The 23062-nt window shown below is 63.0% G+C and carries 21 protein-coding genes and 1 tRNA gene; 6 read left to right on the top strand and 16 right to left on the bottom strand.

Annotation, left to right across the window (positions count from 1 at the left end):
- The first annotated feature begins 1 nt into the window (after window position 1).
- Together HY896_08950 and thiD are read left to right on the top strand one after the other, a co-directional pair.
- The gene (locus HY896_08950; protein ID MBI5576473.1) at window positions 2-1240 is read left to right on the top strand and encodes an AIR synthase; all 1239 of its coding nucleotides are present in this window, start codon (window positions 2-4) and stop codon (window positions 1238-1240) included.
- Window positions 1241-1248: 8 nt separating this feature from the next.
- Complete coding sequence (gene thiD / locus HY896_08955) at window positions 1249-2046, top strand: bifunctional hydroxymethylpyrimidine kinase/phosphomethylpyrimidine kinase (GenBank protein ID MBI5576474.1); 798 nt, start codon at window positions 1249-1251, stop codon at window positions 2044-2046.
- Between the two features lie 9 nt (window positions 2047-2055).
- Here thiD and HY896_08960 read toward each other — a convergent pair whose 3' ends face one another.
- Genes HY896_08960 through ndhC form a run of 13 tightly spaced genes read right to left on the bottom strand, consistent with a single transcriptional unit; the run spans window position 2056 to window position 16583 of the window.
- Window positions 2056-3510 (bottom strand): NADH-quinone oxidoreductase subunit N, encoded by a 1455-nt coding sequence (locus HY896_08960; GenBank protein MBI5576475.1) that lies wholly within the window; start codon window positions 3508-3510, stop codon window positions 2056-2058.
- A 3-nt stretch (window positions 3511-3513) separates the two neighbouring features.
- Window positions 3514-5013, bottom strand: a complete 1500-nt coding sequence (gene nuoM / locus HY896_08965; protein MBI5576476.1) for an NADH-quinone oxidoreductase subunit M — start codon at window positions 5011-5013, stop codon at window positions 3514-3516.
- Complete coding sequence (gene nuoL, locus HY896_08970) at window positions 5010-6902, bottom strand: NADH-quinone oxidoreductase subunit L (protein MBI5576477.1); 1893 nt, start codon at window positions 6900-6902, stop codon at window positions 5010-5012. The genes nuoM and nuoL overlap by 4 nt, the downstream gene beginning before the upstream one ends.
- Before the next feature lie 5 nt (window positions 6903-6907).
- A complete protein-coding gene (gene nuoK / locus HY896_08975; GenBank protein MBI5576478.1) occupies window positions 6908-7216 on the bottom strand; it encodes an NADH-quinone oxidoreductase subunit NuoK in 309 nt (102 codons plus the stop codon).
- 4 nt (window positions 7217-7220) lie between these two features.
- The gene (gene nuoJ, locus HY896_08980; GenBank protein MBI5576479.1) at window positions 7221-7754 is read right to left on the bottom strand and encodes an NADH-quinone oxidoreductase subunit J; all 534 of its coding nucleotides are present in this window, start codon (window positions 7752-7754) and stop codon (window positions 7221-7223) included.
- 30 nt (window positions 7755-7784) lie between these two features.
- A complete protein-coding gene (gene nuoI / locus HY896_08985; protein MBI5576480.1) occupies window positions 7785-8336 on the bottom strand; it encodes an NADH-quinone oxidoreductase subunit NuoI in 552 nt (183 codons plus the stop codon).
- On the bottom strand, window positions 8333-9295 hold the full coding sequence (gene nuoH / locus HY896_08990) for an NADH-quinone oxidoreductase subunit NuoH (protein ID MBI5576481.1): 963 nt from the start codon (window positions 9293-9295) through the stop codon (window positions 8333-8335). Before nuoH ends, nuoI begins: the two co-directional genes overlap by 4 nt.
- Window positions 9292-12012, bottom strand: a complete 2721-nt coding sequence (gene nuoG / locus HY896_08995) for an NADH-quinone oxidoreductase subunit NuoG (GenBank protein MBI5576482.1) — start codon at window positions 12010-12012, stop codon at window positions 9292-9294. The genes nuoH and nuoG overlap by 4 nt, the downstream gene beginning before the upstream one ends.
- Before the next feature lie 2 nt (window positions 12013-12014).
- Window positions 12015-13286, bottom strand: a complete 1272-nt coding sequence (gene nuoF / locus HY896_09000; GenBank protein ID MBI5576483.1) for an NADH-quinone oxidoreductase subunit NuoF — start codon at window positions 13284-13286, stop codon at window positions 12015-12017.
- 13 nt (window positions 13287-13299) lie between these two features.
- A complete protein-coding gene (gene nuoE, locus HY896_09005) occupies window positions 13300-13764 on the bottom strand; it encodes an NADH-quinone oxidoreductase subunit NuoE (GenBank protein MBI5576484.1) in 465 nt (154 codons plus the stop codon).
- A gap of 33 nt (window positions 13765-13797) precedes the next feature.
- Window positions 13798-15552: an NADH-quinone oxidoreductase subunit C/D gene (gene nuoC, locus HY896_09010; GenBank protein ID MBI5576485.1), complete on the bottom strand. Its 1755-nt coding sequence runs from the start codon at window positions 15550-15552 to the stop codon at window positions 13798-13800.
- A complete protein-coding gene (locus HY896_09015) occupies window positions 15549-16175 on the bottom strand; it encodes an NADH-quinone oxidoreductase subunit B (GenBank protein MBI5576486.1) in 627 nt (208 codons plus the stop codon). Before HY896_09015 ends, nuoC begins: the two co-directional genes overlap by 4 nt.
- A gap of 18 nt (window positions 16176-16193) precedes the next feature.
- Window positions 16194-16583: an NADH-quinone oxidoreductase subunit A gene (gene ndhC, locus HY896_09020; GenBank protein ID MBI5576487.1), complete on the bottom strand. Its 390-nt coding sequence runs from the start codon at window positions 16581-16583 to the stop codon at window positions 16194-16196.
- Between the two features lie 450 nt (window positions 16584-17033).
- Here ndhC and HY896_09025 point away from each other — a divergent pair, with 450 nt between their 5' ends.
- Window positions 17034-18281 carry an ATP-binding protein gene (locus tag HY896_09025; GenBank protein ID MBI5576488.1) on the top strand — a complete coding sequence of 416 codons (1248 nt, stop codon included), beginning with the start codon at window positions 17034-17036 and terminating at the stop codon, window positions 18279-18281.
- Window positions 18282-18335: 54 nt separating this feature from the next.
- The gene (locus HY896_09030; GenBank protein MBI5576489.1) at window positions 18336-19016 is read left to right on the top strand and encodes a hypothetical protein; all 681 of its coding nucleotides are present in this window, start codon (window positions 18336-18338) and stop codon (window positions 19014-19016) included.
- A 165-nt stretch (window positions 19017-19181) separates the two neighbouring features.
- On the opposite strand, the gene HY896_09035 is transcribed toward HY896_09030, so the two are convergent.
- Window positions 19182-19466: a helix-turn-helix transcriptional regulator gene (locus tag HY896_09035; protein MBI5576490.1), complete on the bottom strand. Its 285-nt coding sequence runs from the start codon at window positions 19464-19466 to the stop codon at window positions 19182-19184.
- Window positions 19467-19581: 115 nt separating this feature from the next.
- On the opposite strand from HY896_09035, the gene HY896_09040 reads away from it, so the two are divergent.
- Together HY896_09040 and HY896_09045 are read left to right on the top strand one after the other, a co-directional pair.
- Complete coding sequence (locus tag HY896_09040; protein MBI5576491.1) at window positions 19582-20196, top strand: type IV toxin-antitoxin system AbiEi family antitoxin domain-containing protein; 615 nt, start codon at window positions 19582-19584, stop codon at window positions 20194-20196.
- 20 nt (window positions 20197-20216) lie between these two features.
- The gene (locus HY896_09045) at window positions 20217-21116 is read left to right on the top strand and encodes a nucleotidyl transferase AbiEii/AbiGii toxin family protein (GenBank protein ID MBI5576492.1); all 900 of its coding nucleotides are present in this window, start codon (window positions 20217-20219) and stop codon (window positions 21114-21116) included.
- Between the two features lie 834 nt (window positions 21117-21950).
- On the opposite strand, the gene HY896_09050 is transcribed toward HY896_09045, so the two are convergent.
- Together HY896_09050 and HY896_09055 are read right to left on the bottom strand one after the other, a co-directional pair.
- Window positions 21951-22027: transfer RNA gene (locus tag HY896_09050), tRNA-Met, on the bottom strand.
- Between the two features lie 102 nt (window positions 22028-22129).
- On the bottom strand, window positions 22130-23038 hold the full coding sequence (locus HY896_09055) for an rRNA pseudouridine synthase (protein MBI5576493.1): 909 nt from the start codon (window positions 23036-23038) through the stop codon (window positions 22130-22132).
- Window positions 23039-23062 lie beyond the last annotated feature (24 nt).

Here is a 23062-nt window from a genome sequence, read left to right on the forward strand (position 1 = left end):
GATGCGGGGAAGGCATGAAAATATAGGGAATCCACCTGCCGGGCAGCAAGAGTCACCCCGGCCGCCTGATTTTTTTACCATTCCGGTATTCAAACGGACCTGCCCGGGTGCGCTTCCTGCCGACGACGGGGGAAACCCCGAGGGGGTGATATATTGTTTGTTACGGGAGGACAGCGTGAATCCGCAGTTTCCTTGCGTCGGCAAGGTATCTTCCGAAATCTTCGATGAAATCATCCTTCCCCGGCTGGGTCTGAAACGCCCGGAGATCCTCGTGGGTCCCCATCACGGTGTGGATGTCGGGGTCGTCGACCTGGGGAACGGTCAAGTGATGGTGACGACAACGGACCCGATTTTCGTCGTCCCCCCTTACGGGTGGGAGCGTTCGGGCTGGTTCGCGGTCCACATCCTGGCCTCCGATGCGGCCACGTCGGGAATCCGGCCGCAATATATCACCATGGATCTGAATCTCCCTCTCTCCATGTCCCGGGAGTGCCTTGAAGCGTTGTGGGCGGCGGTGCACAGGGAGTGCGGCAAGTTAGGCATGGCAATCCTGTCGGGACACACCGGCCGCTATCAAGGATGCGAATATCCGATGATCGGCGGCGCCACAGTCATCGGAATAGGTCCCAGGGACCGGTATGTGACCCCCATGATGGCGCGGCCGGGAGACGTCGTAATCGTCACCAAAGGGGCGGCCATCGAAACCGCCGGACTGTTCGCCGTCACCTTTCCCCGGGTGGTGGCGGAACGATACGGGGAAAAAGCCGCGCGGGATGCGGAGGAGATTTTCTGGCAGATGTCGGTCGTTGAGGACGCCTTCACCGCGGCTGAAGCCGGGGTGAGAGACGCCGGCGTGACGGCGATGCACGATGCCACCGAGTGCGGCGTGTGGGGCGGTCTTTTCGAGGTCGCCAGGGCGTCGGCAGTCGGCATGACCATCGACAAGGACAAGATCATCGTGCAGGACCTGGTGGGGAAGGTGTGCGAACTGTTCGGAGTCGACCCGTATTCGTCGATCAGCGAGGGGACGCTGATCATCGCCTGCCGGCCGCACAAGGCGCAGGAAGTGATCCGTCGGTTAAGCGACAAAGGGATTCCCTCCAGCATGGTGGGTGAGATCATGGAATCGAAGGATGGATTGCGAGTCTTCGAAAAGGGAACGGCTCACGAATTGACCCATCCCGGGGTGGATCCGTTTTGGGCCGCCTTCGGCAATGCGGCCACGCAGGAGACGCGTTGACCGTCAAGATCGATAAGGCACTGACCATAGCCGGCTCCGACAGCGGCGGAGGCGCCGGAATCCAGGCGGACCTCAAGACGTTCACGGCCTTCGGCGTTTACGGGATGTCGGCAATAACCGCTCTCACGGCCCAGAATACCGTTGGGGTGCAGGGAATTTTCGACGTTTCGCCGGAATTCGTCCGGGAGCAGATTCGAAGCGTCATGACCGACATCGGCGCCGATGCCGCCAAGACCGGGATGCTGTCCAATGCGGAAATCGTCAAGGCGGTGGCGGAAGCGGTCCGCGAATTCCGGATTCCCAACCTGGTCGTCGACCCTGTCATGGTCGCCAAGAGCGGCGCTACCCTGCTGGCGCCGGAAGCCCGCAAGGCGCTCGCCCAGGAACTGCTTCCGCTTGCGACCGTAATCACCCCCAATATTTTCGAGGCCGAGGCGATTCTTGGCCGCCGGATCGAAGATCTGGACGCCATGAAGAATGCCGCGCGGGAACTGAAAAACATCGGTTGTCGATGGGTGGTCTTGAAGGGCGGACATCTGGACATCGAATCCCGGGCCATCGACGTCCTGTGCGGCGGGCGGGAACTCATCCTGTTCCGGTCGCCGCGATTGAAAACCTCCTGCGTCCACGGAAGCGGCTGCACTTTCGCCTCTGCGATCACCGCCGGACTGGCCAAGGGGCTGACGCCGCCGGAGGCGGTCGGACGGGCCAAGGATTATGTCACCGAGGCCATCCGAAACGGATTTTCCATCGGAAGCGGACAAGGTCCCACCGACCACCTGACAGGCGTATCGAGCAAATGGTAGCCGGACGACTCACGGACCGGGAACCAGGCCTGCGGCCGCCGCCTGGATCAGGCGCAGGAGCGGGGCCGGGTATACGCCGATTCCGACGAGGAGCAGGACAAGCCCGGCCAGCGTGACAATCCCGGCAAGCGGAACCGCAGGCGCGAACGGAGCGGTACCGGCTCCCTCCCCCGGCAACCGCGAATAGACCGCAACGATGATCCTGAGGTAATAGAAGAGGCCGATGGTGCTGCCGAGCACAAGGGTTACCACCGGGAGCCACGCCTCCACCCGGATGCCTGCCGCAAGGATGTAGAACTTTCCCACAAATCCCGCGGTCAACGGAACTCCCGCCAGGGACAGGAGAGCCGCCGAAAAGATCCCGGCCAGCCAGGGCCGGCGCAGGAAGAGGCCCCGGTAATCGTCGATCGCATCCGCGTCCCGGTCCGGCCCGGACATGACGGTAACGACTCCGAAGGCCGCCAGCGTGGTGATGAAATACGCAACCAGGTAAAACATCACCGCTTCCCAGGCAAGGGGACCTCCCGCCGCAAGAGCCACCAGCAGGTAACCCAGGTGAGCGATCGAGGAATAGGCGAGAATGCGTTTCACGTTGCTTTGCAGGAGGGCCAACAGGTTTCCCGCCAGGATCGAAGCCACCGCGACGACGTTTATCGCCGCCAGCGCGGACGGGGAATCGTAGGCCCCCGCGTCGACCACGTACCGGAGGAGAAGCGCCGCCATGGCGCCCTTCGACACGGTGGCCACGAAGGCCGTCGCGGGTGCGGGGGCTCCCTCGTAGACGTCCGGTGTCCACAGGTGGAATGGGACCACTCCCAGCTTGAACCCCGCCCCGGCGAGGATCAGCCCCAGCCCCGCAAGGAGATAGGCGTCCCGGAACCCGCCTGCAAGGGAAAGCGACGCGCCTGGACGCACGAACTCCATCGTCCCGCAGCGGGCGTACACCAGGGCCATCCCGAAGAGAAGGAAGGCTGATGACGCACCCGCGAGGATAAGGTATTTCAGTCCAGCCTCGAGGGAAATATCGCCCTCCCGCGGGTAGGCGACCATGGCGTAGAGCGAGACGCTCAGGAGCTCCAGCCCCAGGAAGAAGGACGCAAAGTGCCGGCTCCCTGCCAGGACGGCCGAACCCAGCACCGCGAGAAGCAGGAAGAAGTAGAATTCCTCCTTCGGGTCCGGCCTGTCCCGGAGATACCCGAATGAAATGAGGACCACCGCGAAGCCCGACGCGAAGATCAGTCCCATGCAAAAGAGGGCGTACCGGTCGACTGACAGGAGCGGAGTGACCTGCCGGGGGGACAGCGGGGATACCGCCGGAACGAGCGCGAAGGCCGCGGCGAGGGAGAGGGCCGCCAGTCCGGCCGCAAGCGCGTGGCTGCGGAAAGTGGCGGCGATCATCACAGCCACCGACCCCGCGGCGACCGCGATCAGCGGAAGAAGGGCGAGCACGTCGGAGGCGGGCATGTCTCACCTCCCCGCCGGCGCGGAAGCGACGGAGACGGACGCGGCGATGCGGTAGAGATCCGGCGCCGCCGTGTCGATCAAGGTTTGCGGGCGCAGCCCGATCCACAGGAGAAGGGCTATCATCGCGGCCATTACAACCATCTCCCGCATCGTGAAGTCCGGGAAGGTCCAGCCACGCACGTTCGACCCGTGAAAGGTCTGCTGGACCAGGCGCAGGGAGTAGACCGTCGCGGCGACCAGGCCGACGACGGCGACGGCCGTTACGGCGGGATCGACCCGGTAAGCCCCCAGGAGCACCAGGAACTCCGCCACGAAGTTGCCGATGCCGGGCAGGCCCAGGGAGGCAAGGGCGAAGAAAAGGCCTGCCCCCGCCATCCGCGGGGAGACCGCCCACAGCCCCTCCATCATGTCCATGTCCCGCGTGTGGATCCTCTCCTGGAGCGCCCCCGCCAGGATGAAGAGGCCCCCCGTGCTGAGCCCGTGGCAGATCATCTGAAGGACCGCGCCCTGGAGCGCCAGGACGCTCCCGGAATAGATCCCCAGCATGACGAATCCCAGGTGGCTGACGCTCGTGTACGCCACCAGCCGCTTCAGGTCGGACTGGGCGAAGGCCAGCAAGGCGCCGTAAAGGATACCGGCCGCCCCCAACGCCATGGCCAGGGGCGCGAATGCGCGCGCCGCTTCCGGAAAGAGAGGGACGGCGAAGCGCAGGAGGCCGTAGGCGCCCGTCTTGAGGAGAAGACCGGCGAGGATCACGCTCCCCGCGGTGGGCGCCTCCGTGTGGGCGTCCGGAAGCCAGGTGTGCAGCGGCACTGCGGGCAGCTTCACGGCGAAGGCTGCAAAGAAACCGAGCATGAGCCACCATGATGTCGCCCCTCCCATCGGGGTGCCGAGGAGCCGCTCGTAGTCGAAGGTGTAGACGCCGGTGGCGCGGTGATGGACGAAATAAAGTCCCAGGATGGCGAGGAGCATGAGCAGCCCGGAGAGCTGCGTGAACAGGAAGAACTTTACCGCGGCGTAGATGCGGTTCTCGTGGCCCCAGACGGCGATGAGAAAATACATCGGGACGAGCATCAGCTCCCAGAAAAAATAGAAGAGGAAAAGGTCCAGGGACAGGAAGACGCCCAGCACCCCCGAGAGGACCCACATCAGGTTGAAGTGGAAGAACCCGACCTGTTCCCGGATCTCGGTCCACGAAGCGGCCACCGCGGCGATCCCCAGGAACACGGTCAGCGCCGAAAGAAGCAGGCTGATCCCGTCCATCGCCAGGCGGAGGCCGATTCCGAAACGGGGTATCCAGCTCCACCGCAGCTCCGCGATCCAGCCGCCGGCCGACCCGTCCATCCGTGGGAATGATACGGCCCACAGGACGAGGACGAGCAGTAGATCGAGTGTCAGGGCGGCAAGGCAGACCCAACGGGGCCGGCGCGCGTCTCCGCACTCGAGCAGCCAGGCGACGACTCCCCCTGCAAGCGGGATGAGAATGAGTACCGGCAGGATCATAGAAACAGCACGATGGCCACGAGGCCTGCGGCTCCCGCCGCGATCGCCGCGGCGTACCAGCGCACGTTCCCGGTCTGGGTCCGGACGAGGACGCGGTGCAGCATCCTGTTGAAGAGAGCCACGCCGTCGTAGAACGAGTCGATGAAATCGTCCCGGTTGACCGCCGCCGCCCGAACGACCGGGCGGACGATGAGCCGGTCGTACAGCCGGTCGAATCCCCACCCCGAGAGCCATAACCGGTGCACCGCCTCCCCCATCGAAGTCCGGGCCAATCGATCGATGACGCCGGGGCGGCGCAGGAACAGCAGGTACGCCACCCCGATGCCAAGGAGCGATGCGGCGATCGCGAGGAGCTGCGGAATCACCGATGCGCCGGCGACTCCTTCAGGTTCCGCGGGGACCGGGAGTGCGGTTCCGAGGAATCCGGTGAGCCGGGCGGAGCCGCCAAGGGTCCCCGGGATCTCGACGAACCCGGCCCCGACGGAAAGAACCGCGAGGACCGCCAGCGGAAGCTCGATCCGGACGCTCGGCCTCCTGTCGGCAGGCCCCTTCGGAGCCCCGAAGAAGACCTGGAATATCAGGCGGAAGATGTAGATCCCGGTGATGACGGCCCCCGTCCACCCGGCCGCAAAGAGCCACGGCCCCCCGGAGGGCGAGGACCATGCGTGCCGTAGGATCTCGTCCTTGCTGTAGAATCCCGCTGTCACCAGGGGGAAGCCGGAGAGCGATGCCCCGGCGGCAAGGAAGGTCCAGAATGCCAGCGGAAGCTCCTTCCGCAGGCCTCCCATCCGGAAGATGTCGTGCTCGTGGTGCAGGGCCCGGATGACGGCGCCTGCCGCAAGGAACAGGAGCGCCTTGAAGAACGCGTGGGTCATGAAGTGGAAGATGGCGGCCGTATACGCCCCCACTCCCAGTGCAAGGAACATGTAACCGATCTGGCTGATCGTCGAGTAGGCGAGGACCCTCTTTATATCCCTTTGCACCATGGCGCTTGCTCCCGCCACGAGGAGCGTCAGGGCCCCGATCACGGCGACGGCGTGCTGGACGGGGGGAGCCAGGGTGTAAAGCGCATGTGTGCGGGCGACGAGGTAGACCCCCGCGGTCACCATGGTGGCGGCGTGGATCAGGGCGGAGACCGGGGTGGGGCCCGCCATGGCGTCCGGCAGCCATGTCTGGAGGGGGATCTGGGCGGACTTTCCCAGCGCCCCGCCGAGCAGAAGCGCCGCGGCGGCGACAGGCATCGCCGATCCCGGCGTCCACGAAAGCCCCGCCCGCCGCATCATCTCCTGGATATCCATAGTTCCCAGCTCGGTGAAGACAAGGAAGAGGCCGACGGCCATCGCGGCATCGCCGATCCTGGTCACGATGAAGGCTTTTCTGGCCGCCGCGCCGTTGGCGGGGTCCTTGTACCAGAAGCCGATGAGCAGGTAGCTGCACAGACCCACTCCTTCCCAGCCGAGATACAGAAGGAGCAGGTTGTCGGCCAGCACCAGGATGAGCATCATCGCCACGAAGAGGTTCATGTAGGCGAAGAACCGGCCGTACCCTTCCTCCTCGATCATGAACTCGGAGGAGTAAAGGTGTATGAGGAAGGCGACGAAGGTGATGACGGCCATCATCAACAGGGAGAGCGCGTCAAGGCGCAGCGCGATCCGGGGCGCAAAGCCGTCGATGTCGATCCAGGTCCAGAGCTGCTGGACGAAGGCGTGGCCGGGGGGAGGATGGACCAGGAAAGAGGCGGCGACAAGAAGGGCCCCCAAGGCCGAGAGCCCCACGGCGCCCACGCCGACAAGCGCGGCCTGCGGCCTCGTGAGCCGGCCCGCTCCGGCGGCCAGCACGGAGAAGCCGGCGAGCGGAAGCGCGGGGACGAGCCACAGAAGGGACAACATTTCCGTCAGCCCCGCATCCGGCTGGCCGCGTCGGCGTCCACCGTCTTGAACCGGTGGAACATACGCAGGACCAGCGCCAGCCCGACGGAGACCTCCGCGGCCGCCATCGTCAGGATGAAGATGAACATCACCTGGCCGTCGGCCTGCCCCCAGCTGGAGCCGGCGACCACGAAGGCGAGCCCCGCCGCGTTGAGCATAATCTCGATCGACATCAGGATGAAGATGACGTTGCGGCGGACGAGGAGCCCGGCGAGTCCCAGCCCGAAGAGGATCCCCGCCAGCAGCAGTCCGTGCCCGACCGGAGCCGCGCCCATGCCGCTACTCCCCTCCCCCTCGCCCGTGTCCCGAATCCCGATCCGTGCCGCGCCGGCCGAGGTGGTACGCGCCAACGAGCCCCGCAAGGAGCAGCATGGAGGCCAGCTCCACGCCGAGCAGATACGGTCCGTACAGGACGATCGCAACCTGCTTGGGCCCGACTACCAAGGCGCCGGAGACCTTCTGTGCGGTCTCGCCGCGCGACAGTACGTAGATCAGCTCGATGAGCAGGAGGACGCAAAGGGCCGCGGGCCCGCCCCAGATCCCCGGACGAAGCCACGACGCTTCCTGCGCAGCCGCCGCCTTCCCCAGGTTGAGCATCATGATGACGAACAGGAAGAGCACCATGATGACGCCCGCGTAGACGATAACTTCCAGGGCGGCGATGAACGGCGCGCCCAGGGAGAGAAAGACCAGCGCCACGGACAGGAGCGACACGACAAGGTATAGCAGGGCGTGCACGGCGGAAAGCCGCGTGATCACCATCGCAGTGGAGAAGATCGCGACGGCGGCCGCGATGTAGAAGGTCGTGCCCATGCGCGGTCCTTCGTCCGCCCCGGGGGCCTCTTACGGCAGAAGCCCCTTGGGGTCCGCCGGAGGCTCCTCGTTCTCGGCCTCCCCCTTCTCCTTCCCCTTGATCGCGAGTCCCGCTACACGGTAGAAGTTGTACTCCGGGTATTTCCCGGGACCGCTGATGAGCAGGTCCTCCTTCTCGTAGACCATGTTCGCGCGGTCATACTCGCTCATCTCGAAGTCGGGGGTGAGCTGGATGGCGTAGGTCGGGCAAGCCTCCTCGCAGAAGCCGCAGAAAATGCAGCGTGAAAAGTTGATCCGGAAAAACTCCGGGTACCGCCGGCCGTACCCGTCCTCGGTCGCATCGAGGGCGATGCAGTCCACGGGGCAGGCGACGGCGCACAGGTAGCAGGCCACGCACCGTTCCTCGCCGTCGGGGTCCCGGGCCAGGATGATTCGCCCCCTCCACCGCGGCGCAAGGTACGCCTTCTCCTCAGGGTACTGCACGGTCGCCTTCCTGCGGAAGAGGTGGCGGAAGACCTCCCACATTGTCCGCAGCGAGCTTGCGATCGCGCTATCGGGAGAGAAGGGATGTCCGCCCGTCATGATCCCCCCCGCGCAGCCAGCACGATCCCGCCCGTGACGACCAGGTTGAGGAGGGACAGCGGCAGAAGGAACTTCCATCCGTATGCCATGAGCTGGTCGTAGCGCGGTCTCGGCAGGGAGGCGCGCAGCAGGATGAAAAATCCGACGAATAAGAGGGTCTTTAGCAGAAACCAGGCGACGGGAGGAAGCCCCGGACCGAGCCAACCTCCGAAGAACAGCGTCGCGATCAGAGCCGAGACCAGGGTTACGCCGATGTACTCTCCGACGAAGAACATCCCGAACTTCATCCCCGAGTACTCGGTATGGAATCCCGCCACCAGCTCGCTCTCCGCCTCGGGAAGGTCGAAGGGTAGCCGGCGGGTCTCGGCGATCCCGGCGATCGTGAACACGATGAAGCCCGGGAGCTGGGGAACGACGAACCACATACTCTTTTGCGCCTCCACGATCTCGCGCAGGTCGAAGGAGCCGGCCAGGATCACCACCCCCATGAGCGACAGCCCCATGAAAACCTCGTAGGAGAGCATCTGCGCCGCAGCGCGCAATCCTCCCAGGAGGGAATACTTGCTGTTGGACGCCCATCCCGCCAGGACCACGCTGTAGACGGCCAGGGAGGACATGGCGAGGACGAAGAGCAGCCCGACGTCGAGGCTCGCGACGCCGATGCCGGGCGCGACGGGGACGACGGCGAACGACAGGAGCGCCGTGACAACGATGATCGCCGGCGCGAGGACGAACGCGTGCCGCTCCGCAAAGGGGGGGATCCAGTCCTCCTTCGCGAAGAGCTTGATCATGTCGGCCACCACCTGAAAAATCCCCTGGGGACCCACCCGGTTCGGCCCGTACCGGTCCTGCCAGAAGGCGAGGAGGCGGCGCTCCGCCCAAACGAGGACGGCGGCCGCTGTAAGCACGGCCCCCAGGATCCCGAACACGTTGAGAAGCGCGCTCGCCGTTCCTGTCATGGCCGCTCCGCCGCCTTGATCGTCCCGAACCCGGGCAAAACCGCCCCCTTCCACCCGCCCATCCCCGCCGGCAGGCCGGCCGTGCCGCGGGGGAGATCAGGCCGCAACGAAACCGGCAGGTAGCGGACGGCCCCGCCCAGTACAAGCTCCGCGTTTCCCCCCGGCTCGATCCGTAGCGCTGTGGCGTCGCGCGGGTTAAGCGCAAGGTAGGGAGCGGGCGCACGTTGGTTTATGGCCGGGGAAAGGGCGCTCGTCTCTTCCGAGCCGAAGATGTGGTGCAGGGGCAGGACAAGGAATGACCCCTCCCTCGGCAAGAACGCCGGGGGGATCTCCTCGAACCACGCCGCCCTTCCGGATGTTGACGCCTCGATCAGCCGGATGCCGCTCTCCTCCCCGATCCATGGGGCGGCCCCCTCCGCCTGGAACTTGATCGTCGCCTGGACCGAGTTCCACGAGGGCGCCCAGAACCGGGAAACAAGCGGCGCCGGGGGGATCCCCGGGAACCCTTCCATTGAAAATGAGAGCGCGTTATCGGGGTCGTCGGGAGGTCTCGGCTCGTGGACGCTTAAGTTCGCCAGGATCGCTGTGCGGCCGCTGTAGCGTTGCGGCTGCCTCGGGATCTTCTGTCCCGCGATTCGGAATTCGGCGTAAGGGGCGCACTCGGAAATTCGCCGGAAGACGGGCAGCGCCTCGGCGAGGGCGGCGGCGACGTCGTCCACCTTTTTCCACTCCGCACCCTCCGGTCTGCCGAGGGATGAAAGGGCGTCATGCAGCCAGCGCCAGCTTTCCCGTATTTCTCCGTTCGGGGAGAGCACCCGATGGAATCGCTGCGCCCGCCCCTCGCCGCTCACCACAGTTCCGTTCGTCTCGGCGAAGGTCCCCCCGGGCAGGAGGAGATCCGCCTTCGAGGCGGTGTCGTGAAGCAGGTGGTCGACGACGATCACGTGCTTCGCCTTCCCCAGGAAGGCGTCAACTTCCGCGGCATCCGCGCGGCGGTAGAGGTCGTTCTCCAGAACGATTACCGTGTCCGCATTTCCCTCCTCGACCGCCCGGAACGCCTCCGGGAGGCTTCGGCCTTCAAAAAGCGCCAGCCCGAGGGCATTGCACTCGGGGACAGTGAAGCAGAGCCTCGCCGGCAGGCCCGACTCGCAGAGGGCCCGCGCTATGTTTGCAGCGGCGAGGATCACCGGCTCGCTGCCGCACCCGGTCCCCGAGACGACGAGCGGCAGCCTAGCGCCCGAAAGCGCCGCCGCGATCTCCGCGCCCAGGGCCCGCGCTTCTTCAGAAAGGTCCGGGACCGGGGGCGCGTCGGCGGACAGCTCCCTGGCAACCGCGAACCCCAGCCTGGCCAGGTCGTCGGGCGCGGCGCGGTACGTCCGGACGGCCAGGTCGTCGAGCTTCGTGCCGCAAGGCGAGGCGATGAAGAACGGGCCCCGATCGTCCTGAACGGCATCCCGGACCGCCCCGTCGTGCCAGAGGGGGATCTTCAGCCGTTCCGCGATCCGCATCGGGGCCTGGCGCGCCGACTGCCGGAGAGCCAGCGCCAGCCGCGGGGCCGTGTTCGTCACGTCCTCTCCCAGCACGAGCACCGCATCGCACTCCTCCACGTCCCTAATGGATGCAGCGGGCGCCGGGCCGTCCCGAAGGATGCCGGCGATGCGCCGGACCAGGCGTGACTCGCCTTCCGCCATACCGGCGTGGAACCGCTCCGGGCCCACAAGGGTGCGCAGCCCGAAGTTCGCCTCGAGCGAGGCGCGGGGGGACCCTATGCCGATCACTCTCCCGCTCTCCGAAAGAAGGCGCGCAAGGAGATCCTGCGCCTCTTCCCGGCGGGCGGCGACGGGGGTTGCGCCCCGGCCCGGCGCGCGCAACGGCTGCCGGATACGGTGTTCCCCATTGACGAACTCGTAGCCGAACCGCCCCCGGTCGCACAGAAAATAACCGTTGACCTCGCCGTTGTACCGGTTGAGAATTCGTCGCAGCGTGCCGTACCGCTCTCCGGGTATCGTGTTGCACCCCAGGCCGCAATGCATGCATACGGAAGGCGCGGTCTGGAGGTCCCACTTCCTCGTGTAATGTATTTTCAGCGTCTTGTCGGTGAACACGCCGGTGGGACATACCTCGACGAGGTTCCCGCTGAATTCGTTTTCCAGCGTCCCGTCCTCGTGCCGTCCGAAGTAGACGTAGTGGTGCGCGCCCAGCGCCTGGAGATCGCGCCCCCCTGCGTAATCCCGGTAGAAGCGCACGCACCGGTAGCAGGCGATGCACCGGTTCATCTCGTGGTTGACGAAGGGACCCAGGTCCTGGTTCCGGAAGGTCCTCTTCCGGAACCGGTACCGGCGGTAGGCGTGGCCGGTCATCACCGTCATGTCCTGGAGATGGCACTCGCCGCCTTCGTCGCAGACGGGACAGTCGTGGGGGTGTCCGACCATGAGCCACTCGATGACCCGTGCGCGGAATTCGCGCGCCTCCGGGTCGTCGATCGAGATTAGCGTCCCGTCGGCCGCCGGGGTCATGCACGACATAACTATCTTTCCCTTCGTGTCGCGCTCGTCCTGGAACTGCCTTACAGCGCACTGGCGGCACGCGCCCACGGAGTGCATCGCCGGGTGCCAGCAGAAGTAAGGGATGTCGAATCCCAGGGACAGGCAAGCGTGGAGGAGATTCTGCCCGTCCTTTACTTCGTACCATTTTCCGTCAACCCGGATTCGCGCCATCCTCACCTCCAGGGACACCGCTTCTCGCGGATGTGGCGCAGGAAATCGTCGCGGAAGAGAGACAGGCCGCTCCGCAGCGGTTCCATGGCCCCCGGAGCCAGGGCGCAAAAGGTCAGCCCGGGCCCCAGGAACTTCGCGTGCATCGCCAGGAGTTCGAGGTCCTCCGGCTCCCCCCGCCCCACCTCGACGGCGTCCAGAAGTTTCTCCACCCAGGGCAGCCCGTCGCGGCACGGCGTGCACCAACCGCACGACTCCCTGGCGAAGAATTGCTCGAGGTTGCGCAGCATCGCTACGGGGCAGGTGCGGTCGTCGAGGACGATCATCGTCCCGGTGCCCATCCGGCTTCCGACCGCCTGGAGGGAGTCGAAGTCCATCGGCATGTCCTGGTGCTCCGCCGGGACGAATTCCGTGGAAGCTCCCCCGGGTATGACGGCGCGCAGCCGGTATCCCTCCTGCATCCCCCCCGCGGACTCCAGGATCTCCCGGATCGTGGTCCCCATCGGCAGCTCGCTGATCCCGGGCCGCCGTACCCTGCCGCTCACCCCGTATAACTTTGTTCCGGAGTCCCCGGTCCGGCTCAACCCCTTGAACCAGTCCGCACCGCGGTTGACGATATGAGGTACGTTGCACAGTGTCTCCACGTTGTTGATTACCGTGGGCTTTCCCCAGAGCCCGCAGACAGCCGGGAATGGCGGCTTGGCCCTCGGGGTGGCGCGCTTTCCTTCGAGCGAGTTGAGAAGCCCCGACTCCTCCCCGCACATGTATCGCCCGGCGCTCGTATGCAGGTAAAGCTCCAGGCTGTATCCGGACCCGAGTATGTCCTTGCCCAGGTATCCCTTCCCGTAAGCCTCCGCGATCGCTTTCGCAAGCCTCCCGGCGGAGAGCGCGTACTCCACCCGCAGGAAGAGCCACGCGACATCGGCCTCGATGGCGTACGCGGAGACGATCATCCCCTCGATCAGCTGGTGCGGGTCTCCCTCCATGAGCAGGCGGTCCTTGAAGGTGCCCGGCTCCATCTCGTCGGCGTTGCAGACCAGGTATTTCGGCCGCGGGGCGTCGGGACCCTTCGGCACGAAGGTCCACTTCATCCCCGTGGGAAATCCTGCTCCTCCTCGTCCCCTCAACATCGACGACCTGACCTCCTCGACGACCTTCCATGGCGTCATCGAAAGGAGCGCCTTCCGCAGCGCACGGTATCCCCCTGCCCTCTCGTATTCCGGGAGGTCCGGCGGCTCCCGGTCGGGACGGATGTTGCCGGTTAGCGGGGTTTCCATTCCATCGTCGCTCCTACCGGTAGTTCCCGAGGATAGCGTCGATCCCTCCGGGATTGACGGGGCCGTGAAGGTCCTCGTCCACCATCATCGCCGGCGCACGGTCGCAGGCGCCGAGGCAGGCGGTCGGCAGGAAGGTGAATCGCCCGTCCGCCGTCGTCTCCCCGAGTCCGATTCCCAGGCTGGCGCTCAACCGGTCGCGAAGGGAATCGTAGCCCATCACCCAGCAGCTCACGCTGTCGCAGACCAGGATCACGTGCCTGCCCACCTTGCGGCGGAAGACCAGGTTGTAGAAGGTGGCGACGGCGTCCACTTCATCGGCGCTCATCCCAAGGAACGCGGCGATCTCCTTGACGCTATCGTCGGAGATCCATCCCCGGTGCCGCTGTACGACCTTCAGCGCCTCGATCGCGCCTGCTCTCCGTACCGGGTAATGCGCCAGCTCGGCCTCGATCTCCCTGATTTCTTCCGCGGTCATCATCGTCGCATCCCTGCTTCGACGTGATTCAGACGCTCATCTGTCGACATCGGCCAGTACATAGTCGACGCTCCCGAGAATGGCCAGCAGGTCCGGAACCATGTGGCCCCGGCTGATGAGGGGAACCATCTGCATGTGGGGGAATGAAGGGGCGCGGATGCGGAGCCGGTAAGCAATCGTGCCGCCGTCGCTGACCAGGAAGTAGCCGTTGTTCCCCTTGGTAGCCTCGATCCCCTGGAACGCCTCCCCCGCGGGAATCACCGGTCCCCAGCCAACCCCCAGGAAATGGGAGATGAGCGTCTCGATGTCGTGCATCGTCCGATCCTTGCGCGGAGGGGTGGCGAGCGGATGCTCCGACATGTATTTTCCCTCGGGCATGTTCCGCAGGCATTGCTCGATGATGCGCAGGCTCTGGCGCATCTCTTCCACCCGCACCACCGCCCGGTCGTAGCAATCTCCGTTCTGCGCGGTCGGAACTTCGAATTCGAAATTCTCGTAGCCGGAATAAGGGCGCTTCTTGCGGAAGTCCCATTCGAACCCGCAGGCACGAAGCCCCGGCCCGGTGATTCCCCACTCGATCGCCTCGTCTACCGTGTACCGGCCCACCCCCCTGGTGCGGCTCTGGAAGATCCGGTTGCGCATGACCATCCGGTCGTACTCGGCAAGCTTCGGGGAGAAGTAGCGGATGAACTCCCCGACGAGGCGGTCCCACCCCTTTGGAAGGTCCTGCGCCACCCCGCCGATCCGAAACCAGTTCGGATGCATCCGGTCGCCGCACACCGCCTCGACGATCCCGAACGCCTTCTCCCGGTCGGTGAACATGTAGAAGACGGGGGAGAGCGCCCCCACGTCCTGCGCGAACGTGCCGTACCACACCAGGTGGCTTATGATGCGGAAGAGCTCGCTCATCATCACCCGGATCGTCTTCGCCCGATCGGTCACTTCGATCCCGGCCAGTTTCTCCACCGCAAGGACGTACGCCAGGTTGTTCATCACGCCGCCGAGGTAGTCGACCCGGTCCGTGTAAGGGATGAAGGTATGCCAGGACTGGCGCTCCCCCATTTTCTCGGCGGCACGGTGGTGGTAGCCGATGTCGGGCACCGCGTCGAGGATCTCCTCCCCGTCGAGCTGAAGAACGATGCGCAGCACTCCGTGGGTCCCCGGATGCTGCGGTCCCACGTTGAGGAACATGAAGTCGGTGTCCTCCCCGCGCCGCGAAAGGCCCCAGTCCTCGGGGCGGAACCGGAGCGCCTCCTGCTCCATTTCCTGCCTGTCTTCCGGCAGGCGGAACTGCTCCATGTCGGTGGCTCGCGCGGGGTGGTCCTTGCGGAGCGGATGTCCCTGCCAGGTGGGGGGCATGAGTATTCTCCGCAAATGCGGGTGCCCGTCGAAGCCGATGCCGAACATGTCCCACGCTTCCCGCTCGTACCAGTTCGCCGCGGGCCAGATGTCGGTCACCGTGGGGACGGATGGCGTTTCGCCGCTAAGCGGAACCTTGAGGCGGATGTCCTCGTTACGGTCGTAGGAAAGAAGGTGGTAGATCACGGTGAAATCGCTTTTCGTTTCATCCTGGCGGACGCGTCGGACCCGCTCGTCGACAGCCGTAAGGTCGTAGAGCATCCGGTATGGGCGGTCCGTCCCGGCCTTGAGGTAGCCCAGGACATCGCGCACGTTGTCCCTGGATGCCCACAGCGTCTGGATCCCGTCCCGCGTTTCCTGGGGGACAAGGGTCTCCTCGCCGAAGCGGTCGAAGAGCTCCTTTATGATCGGGCCGCCGTCCGCGGTTTTCATATTTCGTCGGGGGTCCGAAGAACCGTGGCCCTCTGCCGCTCCGCACGGTTCCGGTCCCGAAGAGAAGGGAGAGGCGGCCGAACGACGGCCTGGGGGCCGGCAACCCAGCTCAAGGGGCGGCGCTCGGTACCGACGGCATCCCGAAGGAGCAGAAGCCCTTCCATGAACGCGTCCGGCCGGGGCGGGCACCCGGGCACATAGACGTCCACCGGAAGGAACTTGTCGACGCCCTGGACCACGCTGTAGATGTCGTACATCCCGCCGGAATTGGCGCACGACCCCATGGAAATTACCCATCGGGGCTCCATCATCTGATCGTAGAGCCGTTTGATGATTGGAGCCATCTTGATGAAAACGGTTCCCGCGATGACAATCAGGTCGGCTTCACGGGGCGTTCCCCGGATCACTTCCGATCCGAACCGGGCGATGTCGTACTTGCTCGTGATGCTCGTGGCCATTTCCACGAAACAGCACGAGAGGCCGAAATTGAAAGGCCATATGGAGTTTTTGCGCCCCCAGGCGAGCACGTCCTGCAAGGTCGTGAGGACGAAGCTCCGTTGGACCGCGGCCCCCATGTCGAGGCTCTCCGGCCCCTCGGCCGGCCCGAGCGATTCCGGTTTCATGAGCGACCAGCGCACGCGCTACCCCTCCTCTGCCGCCCGCGCACGCAGCCGTCCGGCGGGACCCCAATCGAGCGCTCTAACTCTCCAAAGATAAGCCAGGGCGGCCGCCAGGATGGCGATGAAGACGAGCACCTCCACGTAGCCCGCCCAACCCAATTCGGGAACCGCCACCGCCCAGGCGAAGAGGAAGACGGACTCCAGGTCGAAGATAACGAAGAACATCGCCAGGAGGTAAAATTTGACGGAAAACAGGACACGGGCGGAGCCCTCGGAAACGATACCCGACTCGTACGGTTCGGCGACGGCGCGTCCCCGATTGCGCTCACCCAGAATGTGGGAGACCCCTATCATGGTACCCACAACAACGATTACCGCGGCGAAATATACCGCCAAAGGCCACATCGTCATTCGGGATTCCCCCCTCGAATGATTCGGTTTTCGTAGCAGACGGGATCGCGGCGAATTAATTGTACTTTTTGGTTTGATGATCCCGGCACGGGATCGTTTCGGAATTATGTGGACCAGGGAACGGCTGTTCTTGTACCGCTTCCGCGGATGGATTGGCCGGTTCTTCAAATGCCGATGATCATGCGCGTGTTCACTGCGAAGCCGGCAAGGATAGGAGCCAAGGAAATGCAGCGAGAAGGACGTCGGGGGGATTTTTAAAATCGTTGGGCACAAATTTGTACCGGTGCCCGAAAGAAAAAGGGCTACGGGATTTGCCCGTAACCCTTTGATTTATTTGGTAGCGGGGCCAGGATTTGAACCTGGGACCTTCGGGTTATGAGTGTGCCCCGATTTCGGCGCAATATCGACATAACTATAATAATCCCATTGCGTCAAAGTCAGAATTAAACTATGCTTCGTGTGATTATGACAGGCTATCTCGACAGGGAAATCTCTCCCCGGGTGCATGAGGCGCTCCGCGACATGCCGGTCGTTGTCCTGACGGGGTTGCGGCAGTGCGGCAAGAGCACGTTTCTAAGGAACGACACCGGGTTGAAAAAACGGCGGTACTTTTCCCTGGACCGTTTCGGCGATCTCGAGGCGATACGCACCAACGCAGAGGCGATCCTCGGAGAGCCTGGCCCCATCACGATCGACGAAGCGCAACGCCTGCCCGGACTCATGGAGATCATCAAGGCGCAGGTCGACAGGGAGGGCCAGATCCCGGGCCGAATCCTGCTCTCGGGATCCGCCAACTTCTCGCTTCTGAAGGGGGTGTCGGAAAGCCTGGCCGGCCGGGCCATCTACATCGAGATGACCCCGTTCAGCCGCAGGGAAATCCACCGGGCGACGAAAGGGGAGCCATTTCTCCGCACCTTCTTCAGGAAACCTTCTCTTCCCCGACGAGGAGCGCTTTCGAAGTCCATCTCCCACGCCGAAATCCTGCGGGGCGGAATGCCACGGGTGGCGCTGGGAGGCGTCCGGAACCCGTCGACCTGGTTTACCGGATACGAGCAGACCTATGTCGAGCGGGACGTCCGGCAGCTCAGCCAGGTGGCGGACCTGATCTCCTTCCGCAGGGCAGTGCGGTTGTCTGCGCTTCGCACAGGAAAGATCCTGAAAATCAGCGAACTCGCCCGGGACGCTCAATTGCCCGTGGCGACCCTGTCCCGGTACCTCGGGGTGATGGAAACCTCCTGCCTGGTCCGTCGGCTCCCCCCGTATCTCGAAAATCCCGTATCCCGTATGGTGAAATCGCCGAAGCTTTTTTTCAACGACGCCGGCCTGGCGGCACACTTTGCGGGTGTTCGCGACATCTCCCCCGGCGCGGATTCCCTCATGCGGGGGCCCTTGTTCGAAACGTACTTCCTTCAGAATCTTGCGGAGACATTGTCGGCCCGTTGGCCGGAAGCCGGGCTTTATTATTGGAACGTACAGGGACGCCACGAGGTGGATTTCGTCATTGCCGAGGGGAGCGATTGCTTGGCGATCGAGGTCAAGGCGTCGACAAGATGGTCCGATTCCGACCTTGGCGGCATCCGGGCTTTCCTTGCCGGCGCACCCCGTTGCCGCGGAGGGATTCTTGCCTACGGAGGCCGGGACTCTATCGCTCTCGGAGACCGCCTCTTCGCCCTTCCGATGGAGCTGGTTCTCGGATAAGGGAGGGACGATTGGCCGGGCGCCGGGTAAATACCCCCCTTAAGGGAGGAACTCGTGACTCGCAATATCATCTCTGCTTTCTTCGGGTTTTCATTGATGCTCTTGTTTTCATTCCTTTTTATCTCTACTGCATATGCAAACGAGCCTTTCTACAGCATGCCCTCAACCATCAATAAATCTGCAAACTACTTATTATTTCAACACAATTATTATGTCGAGACAAAAGGGCCGAATGGGGACTGCAAATACTACGACATCTTGAAAACTTTTTCGGAAAAGGGATATATCGTCGTAAGCGAAATTCGGCCGAAAGACGCCTCTGTCGTTGAGTATGGGAAAAAAGCGGCTGCAGATGTCCGTATACTGACTACTGCCGGTGTCCCTCCGCAAAACATAACGGTAGCCGGTCATTCAAAAGGTGGTGTCATTGTCCTTCAGGTCGCAGCAGAGCTTGAGAATCCCAAAGTCAATTATCTGATTTTAGCCGGCTGCGGGATGAAAGGGCTTGAAAAGGGATACCCTGATTTCGCAAAGCTCAAAGGGACTTTCCTGTCGCTGTATGCAACGTCGGATAAGGTGGCTGGGAGCTGTAATAGTAGCTTTTCTCAAGTAAAGTCAAGCGATTCGTCCTTCAAAGAAATTGCATTGCAGACCGATGCGGGCCATCAGCTCTTTTTTAAGCCGATTGATCTCTGGTTGGAACCGGCAATTGCGTGGTTGAAGCCGGGTAAATGATCATTTTTATTCATATGCGGCAAAAGCGCCCTCAATCCTCCCGCCCTTTACCATGAGGGAAAGGGCGTTGATTGCGAGGCGTCAGCCGCTTGAATACAACAGCAAGCTGATATTTAGCGCACGAGCACAGAACCATCGAAACGAGGAAGACCGCGGCACGTCGTTTCAACCGACAGCCCAGGCGTATTTCTTCAGCGTAACCAGCGTGGGGGAATGCTTGTTGGCAGAGAGGGCCGTCTCCAGCCGGGTAACGGCGGGAGGCCTGGTTCCCATCTTCGCCGCCACACCGGCCTGTGTTAGGCCGGCACGCCTACGAGCGGCGAGCAGTTCACGCAGCAGGTCGAACTCCGTTTCAAGCTCGTCGTATGCTGCCTTGAATTCAGGATCCTTCTTCCACGCCTCCACCATCTGGCGGTGCGTCCTGGTCGGCGGTTTCCTCTTCATGTTCATGACATGCTCACCTCTTTTTGCCGCGCCCGGGCAATATCGAGCTCCTCCTTTGGGGTCTGGACAATTTTACCTATAGAAATTAACCTTTACTGGTAATATTGTCCAAGGGGGCCACATGAGAACTCACGAAGGAAACGCCGAGGAGAAGGCACGAGGAATATTTCGCAGCCATCAGGGGGTACTCCGCACGGCTGATGCCATACGACTCGGCGTACACCGTCGGACCCTGTATGCAATGCGGGACTCGGGCCTTCTGGAGCAGATCAGCCGCGGTCTCTATCGGCTTGCCGACCTGCCACCCCTCGGGAATCCCGATCTCGTCACGGTAGCTCTCAAGATACCACACGGCGTGATCTGCCTCATTTCGGCGCTGGCTTTCCATGATCTCACAACACAGGTGCCCCACGAAGTTTACGTCGCAATCAGGCAAGGTTCGGAGCCGCCTCGCCTCTCGTTCCCGCCCATTCGCATATTCTGGTTCTCGGGCAATGCGTTCTCCGAAGGAGCGGAGATCCACAAGATTGGTGAGATCCCCCTTCACATCTACTCCCCGGAAAAGACCGTCGCGGATTGCTTCAAGCATCGCTACAAGATCGGGATCGAGGTTGCCCTGGAGGCGCTCAAGGCATATCGCCGGCGAAAGTCGTTCAATGTGGACAAACTGATCCGCTGTGCTCGAATCTGCCGGGTCGAAAAGGTCATGCGGCCATACCTGGAAGCGATCCTTTGACCAGACGACCCATCGTGAACATGGCAGCGTCCGTCCGCCAACGCCTTCTCTACATCGCCCGGGCGGATGGCCGGCCATTCAACGAAGTCCTCCAGTATTTCGCCATGGAGCGCTTTCTGTATCGTCTCGGCGAATCCCCCCATGGACGGAAGTTCATCCTCAAGGGCGCCTTGATGCTCGTTGCCTGGAAGACGCCTCTTTCCCGGGCGACGAAGGATATCGATCTGCTTGGACGTACGAGGAATAACATCGCGGACATTGCGAGCGCGATCCGGTCGGCATGCTCCCAGGCAGTCGCTCCTGACGGCCTACTATTCGATGGAAAGTCGGTCAACGCGGAACGTATCGCGGAGGATGCCGATTACCACGGTGTGCGTGTCCGGTTCCGGGGGGCCCTTGGCACTGCCCGGGTCACAATGCAGATCGACGTCGGTTTCGGCGATCCTATCGTTCCGGGTCCTGTCGAGGTAAACTACCCGACCCTACTCGATCTTCCTGCCCCTCGCCTCTTGGGATACAGCCGGGAGAGCGCGATCGCCGAAAAATTCCAGACGATGGTCAAACTCGGGATCCTGAACAGTCGATTGAGGGATTTCTTCGATATCTGGCTCCTGTCGCGCCAGTTCGAATTCGACGGGCAAATCCTCACGGATGCAATTCGCAAGACATTCGCGCAGCGTGAAACCGAAATTCCTTCAAATCCCGTGGCGTTTAGCAAAGAGTTCTCGGAAGACCAGGGCAAGATCTCCCAATGGCGCGCTTTTGTAAGGAAAAACCTTCTTCACGCCTCACCCAAGGAACTCCGGGAAGTCGTTCTCGACCTGTCCCTTTTTCTTGGGCCGGTGGTATCGGCCCTCGTTTCAGGTAAGTCATTGCAAAAGAGATGGATTTCAACCGGCCCCTGGATCGACATCGGCTGACCCATGCTGGATAAGGACTTTCTCCGCCAGGCGATAGCTGAGGAAGAGGCACGGCCGGACCGGATCGAAAAGGAACGGGCCGAGGCGATCTCTAAACTCCAGCAACTCAAGGAACGGTTCGCAAGAAAAGGGACCGGTTCCGCATCCGACTCCCTAAGACCGCGAAACAAAACCGTCAGTCTTTTCATGGCGAGAAATCCCGTACGAAGCTGCAGAGAAGCTTGCCGGAATTCTGATTGACCGGGATCCTGCATGGCCGCCCGACGGCGACGAGCAATTCTATGACAGCGGTAAAAATTATCATCGGCAGTTCCTGTGGACGGGAGGGGAATACGATTATGAGTGGAACGAGTTTTCTGCCAGGATCAAACACCAGCGCCGATTCTACGATGATGAGGGACGTCAGCGCTTAGCTAGAATATTTGGTGAAGTAAGCAGCGAACGGTGTTTAGAACTTCCAGTCATCTAGGTAGGTCCAGCGACACGAGTGGAGATTCTTTATCGAGCTCGCCGTGCGTATTCGCATGAGGAGGCACGAAAGGGAGAAGACCCGCTGTGGGTCGCCCGGATGCTGGGCCACTCGAGCACCGAGATGCTCTACCGGCACTACGGGAAATACATCCGGAACCGGATGCGCAAGGACGGAGGGCGTTTTCTGGCGGGGTTACAGGAGGCGGGATGGGAATTGGAGACGCCCGCGATTCAGCCCGAGTGTTTTACGGCAGAATTACGGCAATCCTCGCCGCTCCCGGCCCTCCTTGGCCTCCGTGGCATGATGCCTTCCATGGCATCAAAGAAAAAGGGCTACGGTCGCCCGTAACCCTTTGATTTATTTGGTAGCGGGGCCAGGATTTGAACCTGGGACCTTCGGGTTATGAGCCCGACGAGCTACCTGGCTGCTCCACCCCGCGCCGTAAGCAGATAATATTATCCGCCCATCGCTATGCCTGTCAACACGAATAACACGCTGATAAAACGATCATTGGCACGCCTTGGCCGGAGGCGCATTAAATCTACCGGAAACGCGCCCCCCTGGACGGCTTCTTCCATTCCGGTTTGGGCTGGCGAGGGCCTTTCTTCTCGCCTGCAGGCGCCGGCGCTTCAGGAGGACGAGGGCGCTTCGCCTTGGGAACGAATCTGGGTTTCCCCGCGTGCGGCTCCCGCTGCGGCGCGGTGCGCGGTTCACGCTCCTTTTGTTCCACGTAAGCGATCAGGTCGCGTACTTCCTTCCCCGTGAGGTAGCGCCATTCCCCGGGTTCCACACCCGACAATTCAAGAGGGCCAATCGCGGTTCGCCTGAGCTTCATCACTTTGTGCCCGATCGCTTCGAACATCTTCCGCACCTGGTGGTAGCGTCCCTCGGCGATCCGGATCGCGATCCACGACTTCCCTTCCCTCTTGTCCAGGAAGTTCACCTGGGCGGGGTTGGTCATCACGCCGTCGATCGGCAGGCCGCGGCGCAGAACTTTAATGCTGGTGTGTGACGGCTCACCCATCACCTTCGCGACATACGTCTTTTCGACTCCGAATCTCGGGTGCGTGAGCTTGAAGGCGAGTTCGCCGTCGTTCGTGAACAGGAGCATGCCGGTAGTGTGATAATCGAGGCGCCCCACCGGGAAAACCCGCGCAGCCAGGTCGCCTACCAGCGAAGCTGCGGTCTGGCGTCCTTCCTTGTCCTTCATGGTCGTGACGACGTTGTCCGGCTTGTACGCCATCACGTAGATCTTCTCCTCCCGCACCGGGACGAGAGTGTTGCCGTCCAGCCGGATCACGTCCCTGGATGGGTCCAGGAATGCGCCGGGGTCCAGGACCTGCCGCCCGCCGACCGTTACCCTCCCGTGGCGTACAAGTTCGTCCGCGGTCCGCCGGGAAACGTTCGCCGCCAGCGAGATATACCGGTTGAGCCGTTCACTTCCCGGCATATCTCACCGGGGTGCTCGGCGGGA

This window comes from Deltaproteobacteria bacterium (assembly GCA_016218975.1).
Classification (GTDB): Bacteria; Desulfobacterota; Deferrimicrobia; order Deferrimicrobiales; family Deferrimicrobiaceae; genus JAENIX01.

Bases quoted from the DNA above. Each gene is read 5' to 3' on its own strand.
- nuoC (MBI5576485.1), bottom strand. From the start codon at position 15,552: ATGAAAACCGCGGACGGCGGCCCGATCATAAAGGAGCTCTTCGACCGC.
- nuoM (MBI5576476.1), bottom strand. From the start codon at position 5,013: ATGATCCTGCCGGTACTCATTCTCATCCCGCTTGCAGGGGGAGTCGTC.
- nuoL (MBI5576477.1), bottom strand. From the start codon at position 6,902: ATGTTGTCCCTTCTGTGGCTCGTCCCCGCGCTTCCGCTCGCCGGCTTC.
- HY896_09055 (MBI5576493.1), bottom strand. From the start codon at position 23,038: ATGCCGGGAAGTGAACGGCTCAACCGGTATATCTCGCTGGCGGCGAAC.
- HY896_08950 (MBI5576473.1), top strand. From the start codon at position 2: ATGCGGGGAAGGCATGAAAATATAGGGAATCCACCTGCCGGGCAGCAA.
- nuoI (MBI5576480.1), bottom strand. From the start codon at position 8,336: ATGACGGGCGGACATCCCTTCTCTCCCGATAGCGCGATCGCAAGCTCG.
- nuoH (MBI5576481.1), bottom strand. From the start codon at position 9,295: ATGACAGGAACGGCGAGCGCGCTTCTCAACGTGTTCGGGATCCTGGGG.
- HY896_09025 (MBI5576488.1), top strand. From the start codon at position 17,034: ATGCTTCGTGTGATTATGACAGGCTATCTCGACAGGGAAATCTCTCCC.
- ndhC (MBI5576487.1), bottom strand. From the start codon at position 16,583: ATGACGATGTGGCCTTTGGCGGTATATTTCGCCGCGGTAATCGTTGTT.
- nuoF (MBI5576483.1), bottom strand. From the start codon at position 13,286: ATGGAAACCCCGCTAACCGGCAACATCCGTCCCGACCGGGAGCCGCCG.
- HY896_09015 (MBI5576486.1), bottom strand. From the start codon at position 16,175: ATGAAACCGGAATCGCTCGGGCCGGCCGAGGGGCCGGAGAGCCTCGAC.
- HY896_08960 (MBI5576475.1), bottom strand. From the start codon at position 3,510: ATGCCCGCCTCCGACGTGCTCGCCCTTCTTCCGCTGATCGCGGTCGCC.
- HY896_09040 (MBI5576491.1), top strand. From the start codon at position 19,582: ATGAGAACTCACGAAGGAAACGCCGAGGAGAAGGCACGAGGAATATTT.
- nuoG (MBI5576482.1), bottom strand. From the start codon at position 12,012: ATGGCGCGAATCCGGGTTGACGGAAAATGGTACGAAGTAAAGGACGGG.
- nuoE (MBI5576484.1), bottom strand. From the start codon at position 13,764: ATGATGACCGCGGAAGAAATCAGGGAGATCGAGGCCGAGCTGGCGCAT.
- HY896_09035 (MBI5576490.1), bottom strand. From the start codon at position 19,466: ATGAACATGAAGAGGAAACCGCCGACCAGGACGCACCGCCAGATGGTG.
- nuoJ (MBI5576479.1), bottom strand. From the start codon at position 7,754: ATGGGCACGACCTTCTACATCGCGGCCGCCGTCGCGATCTTCTCCACT.
- HY896_09045 (MBI5576492.1), top strand. From the start codon at position 20,217: ATGGCAGCGTCCGTCCGCCAACGCCTTCTCTACATCGCCCGGGCGGAT.
- nuoK (MBI5576478.1), bottom strand. From the start codon at position 7,216: ATGGGCGCGGCTCCGGTCGGGCACGGACTGCTGCTGGCGGGGATCCTC.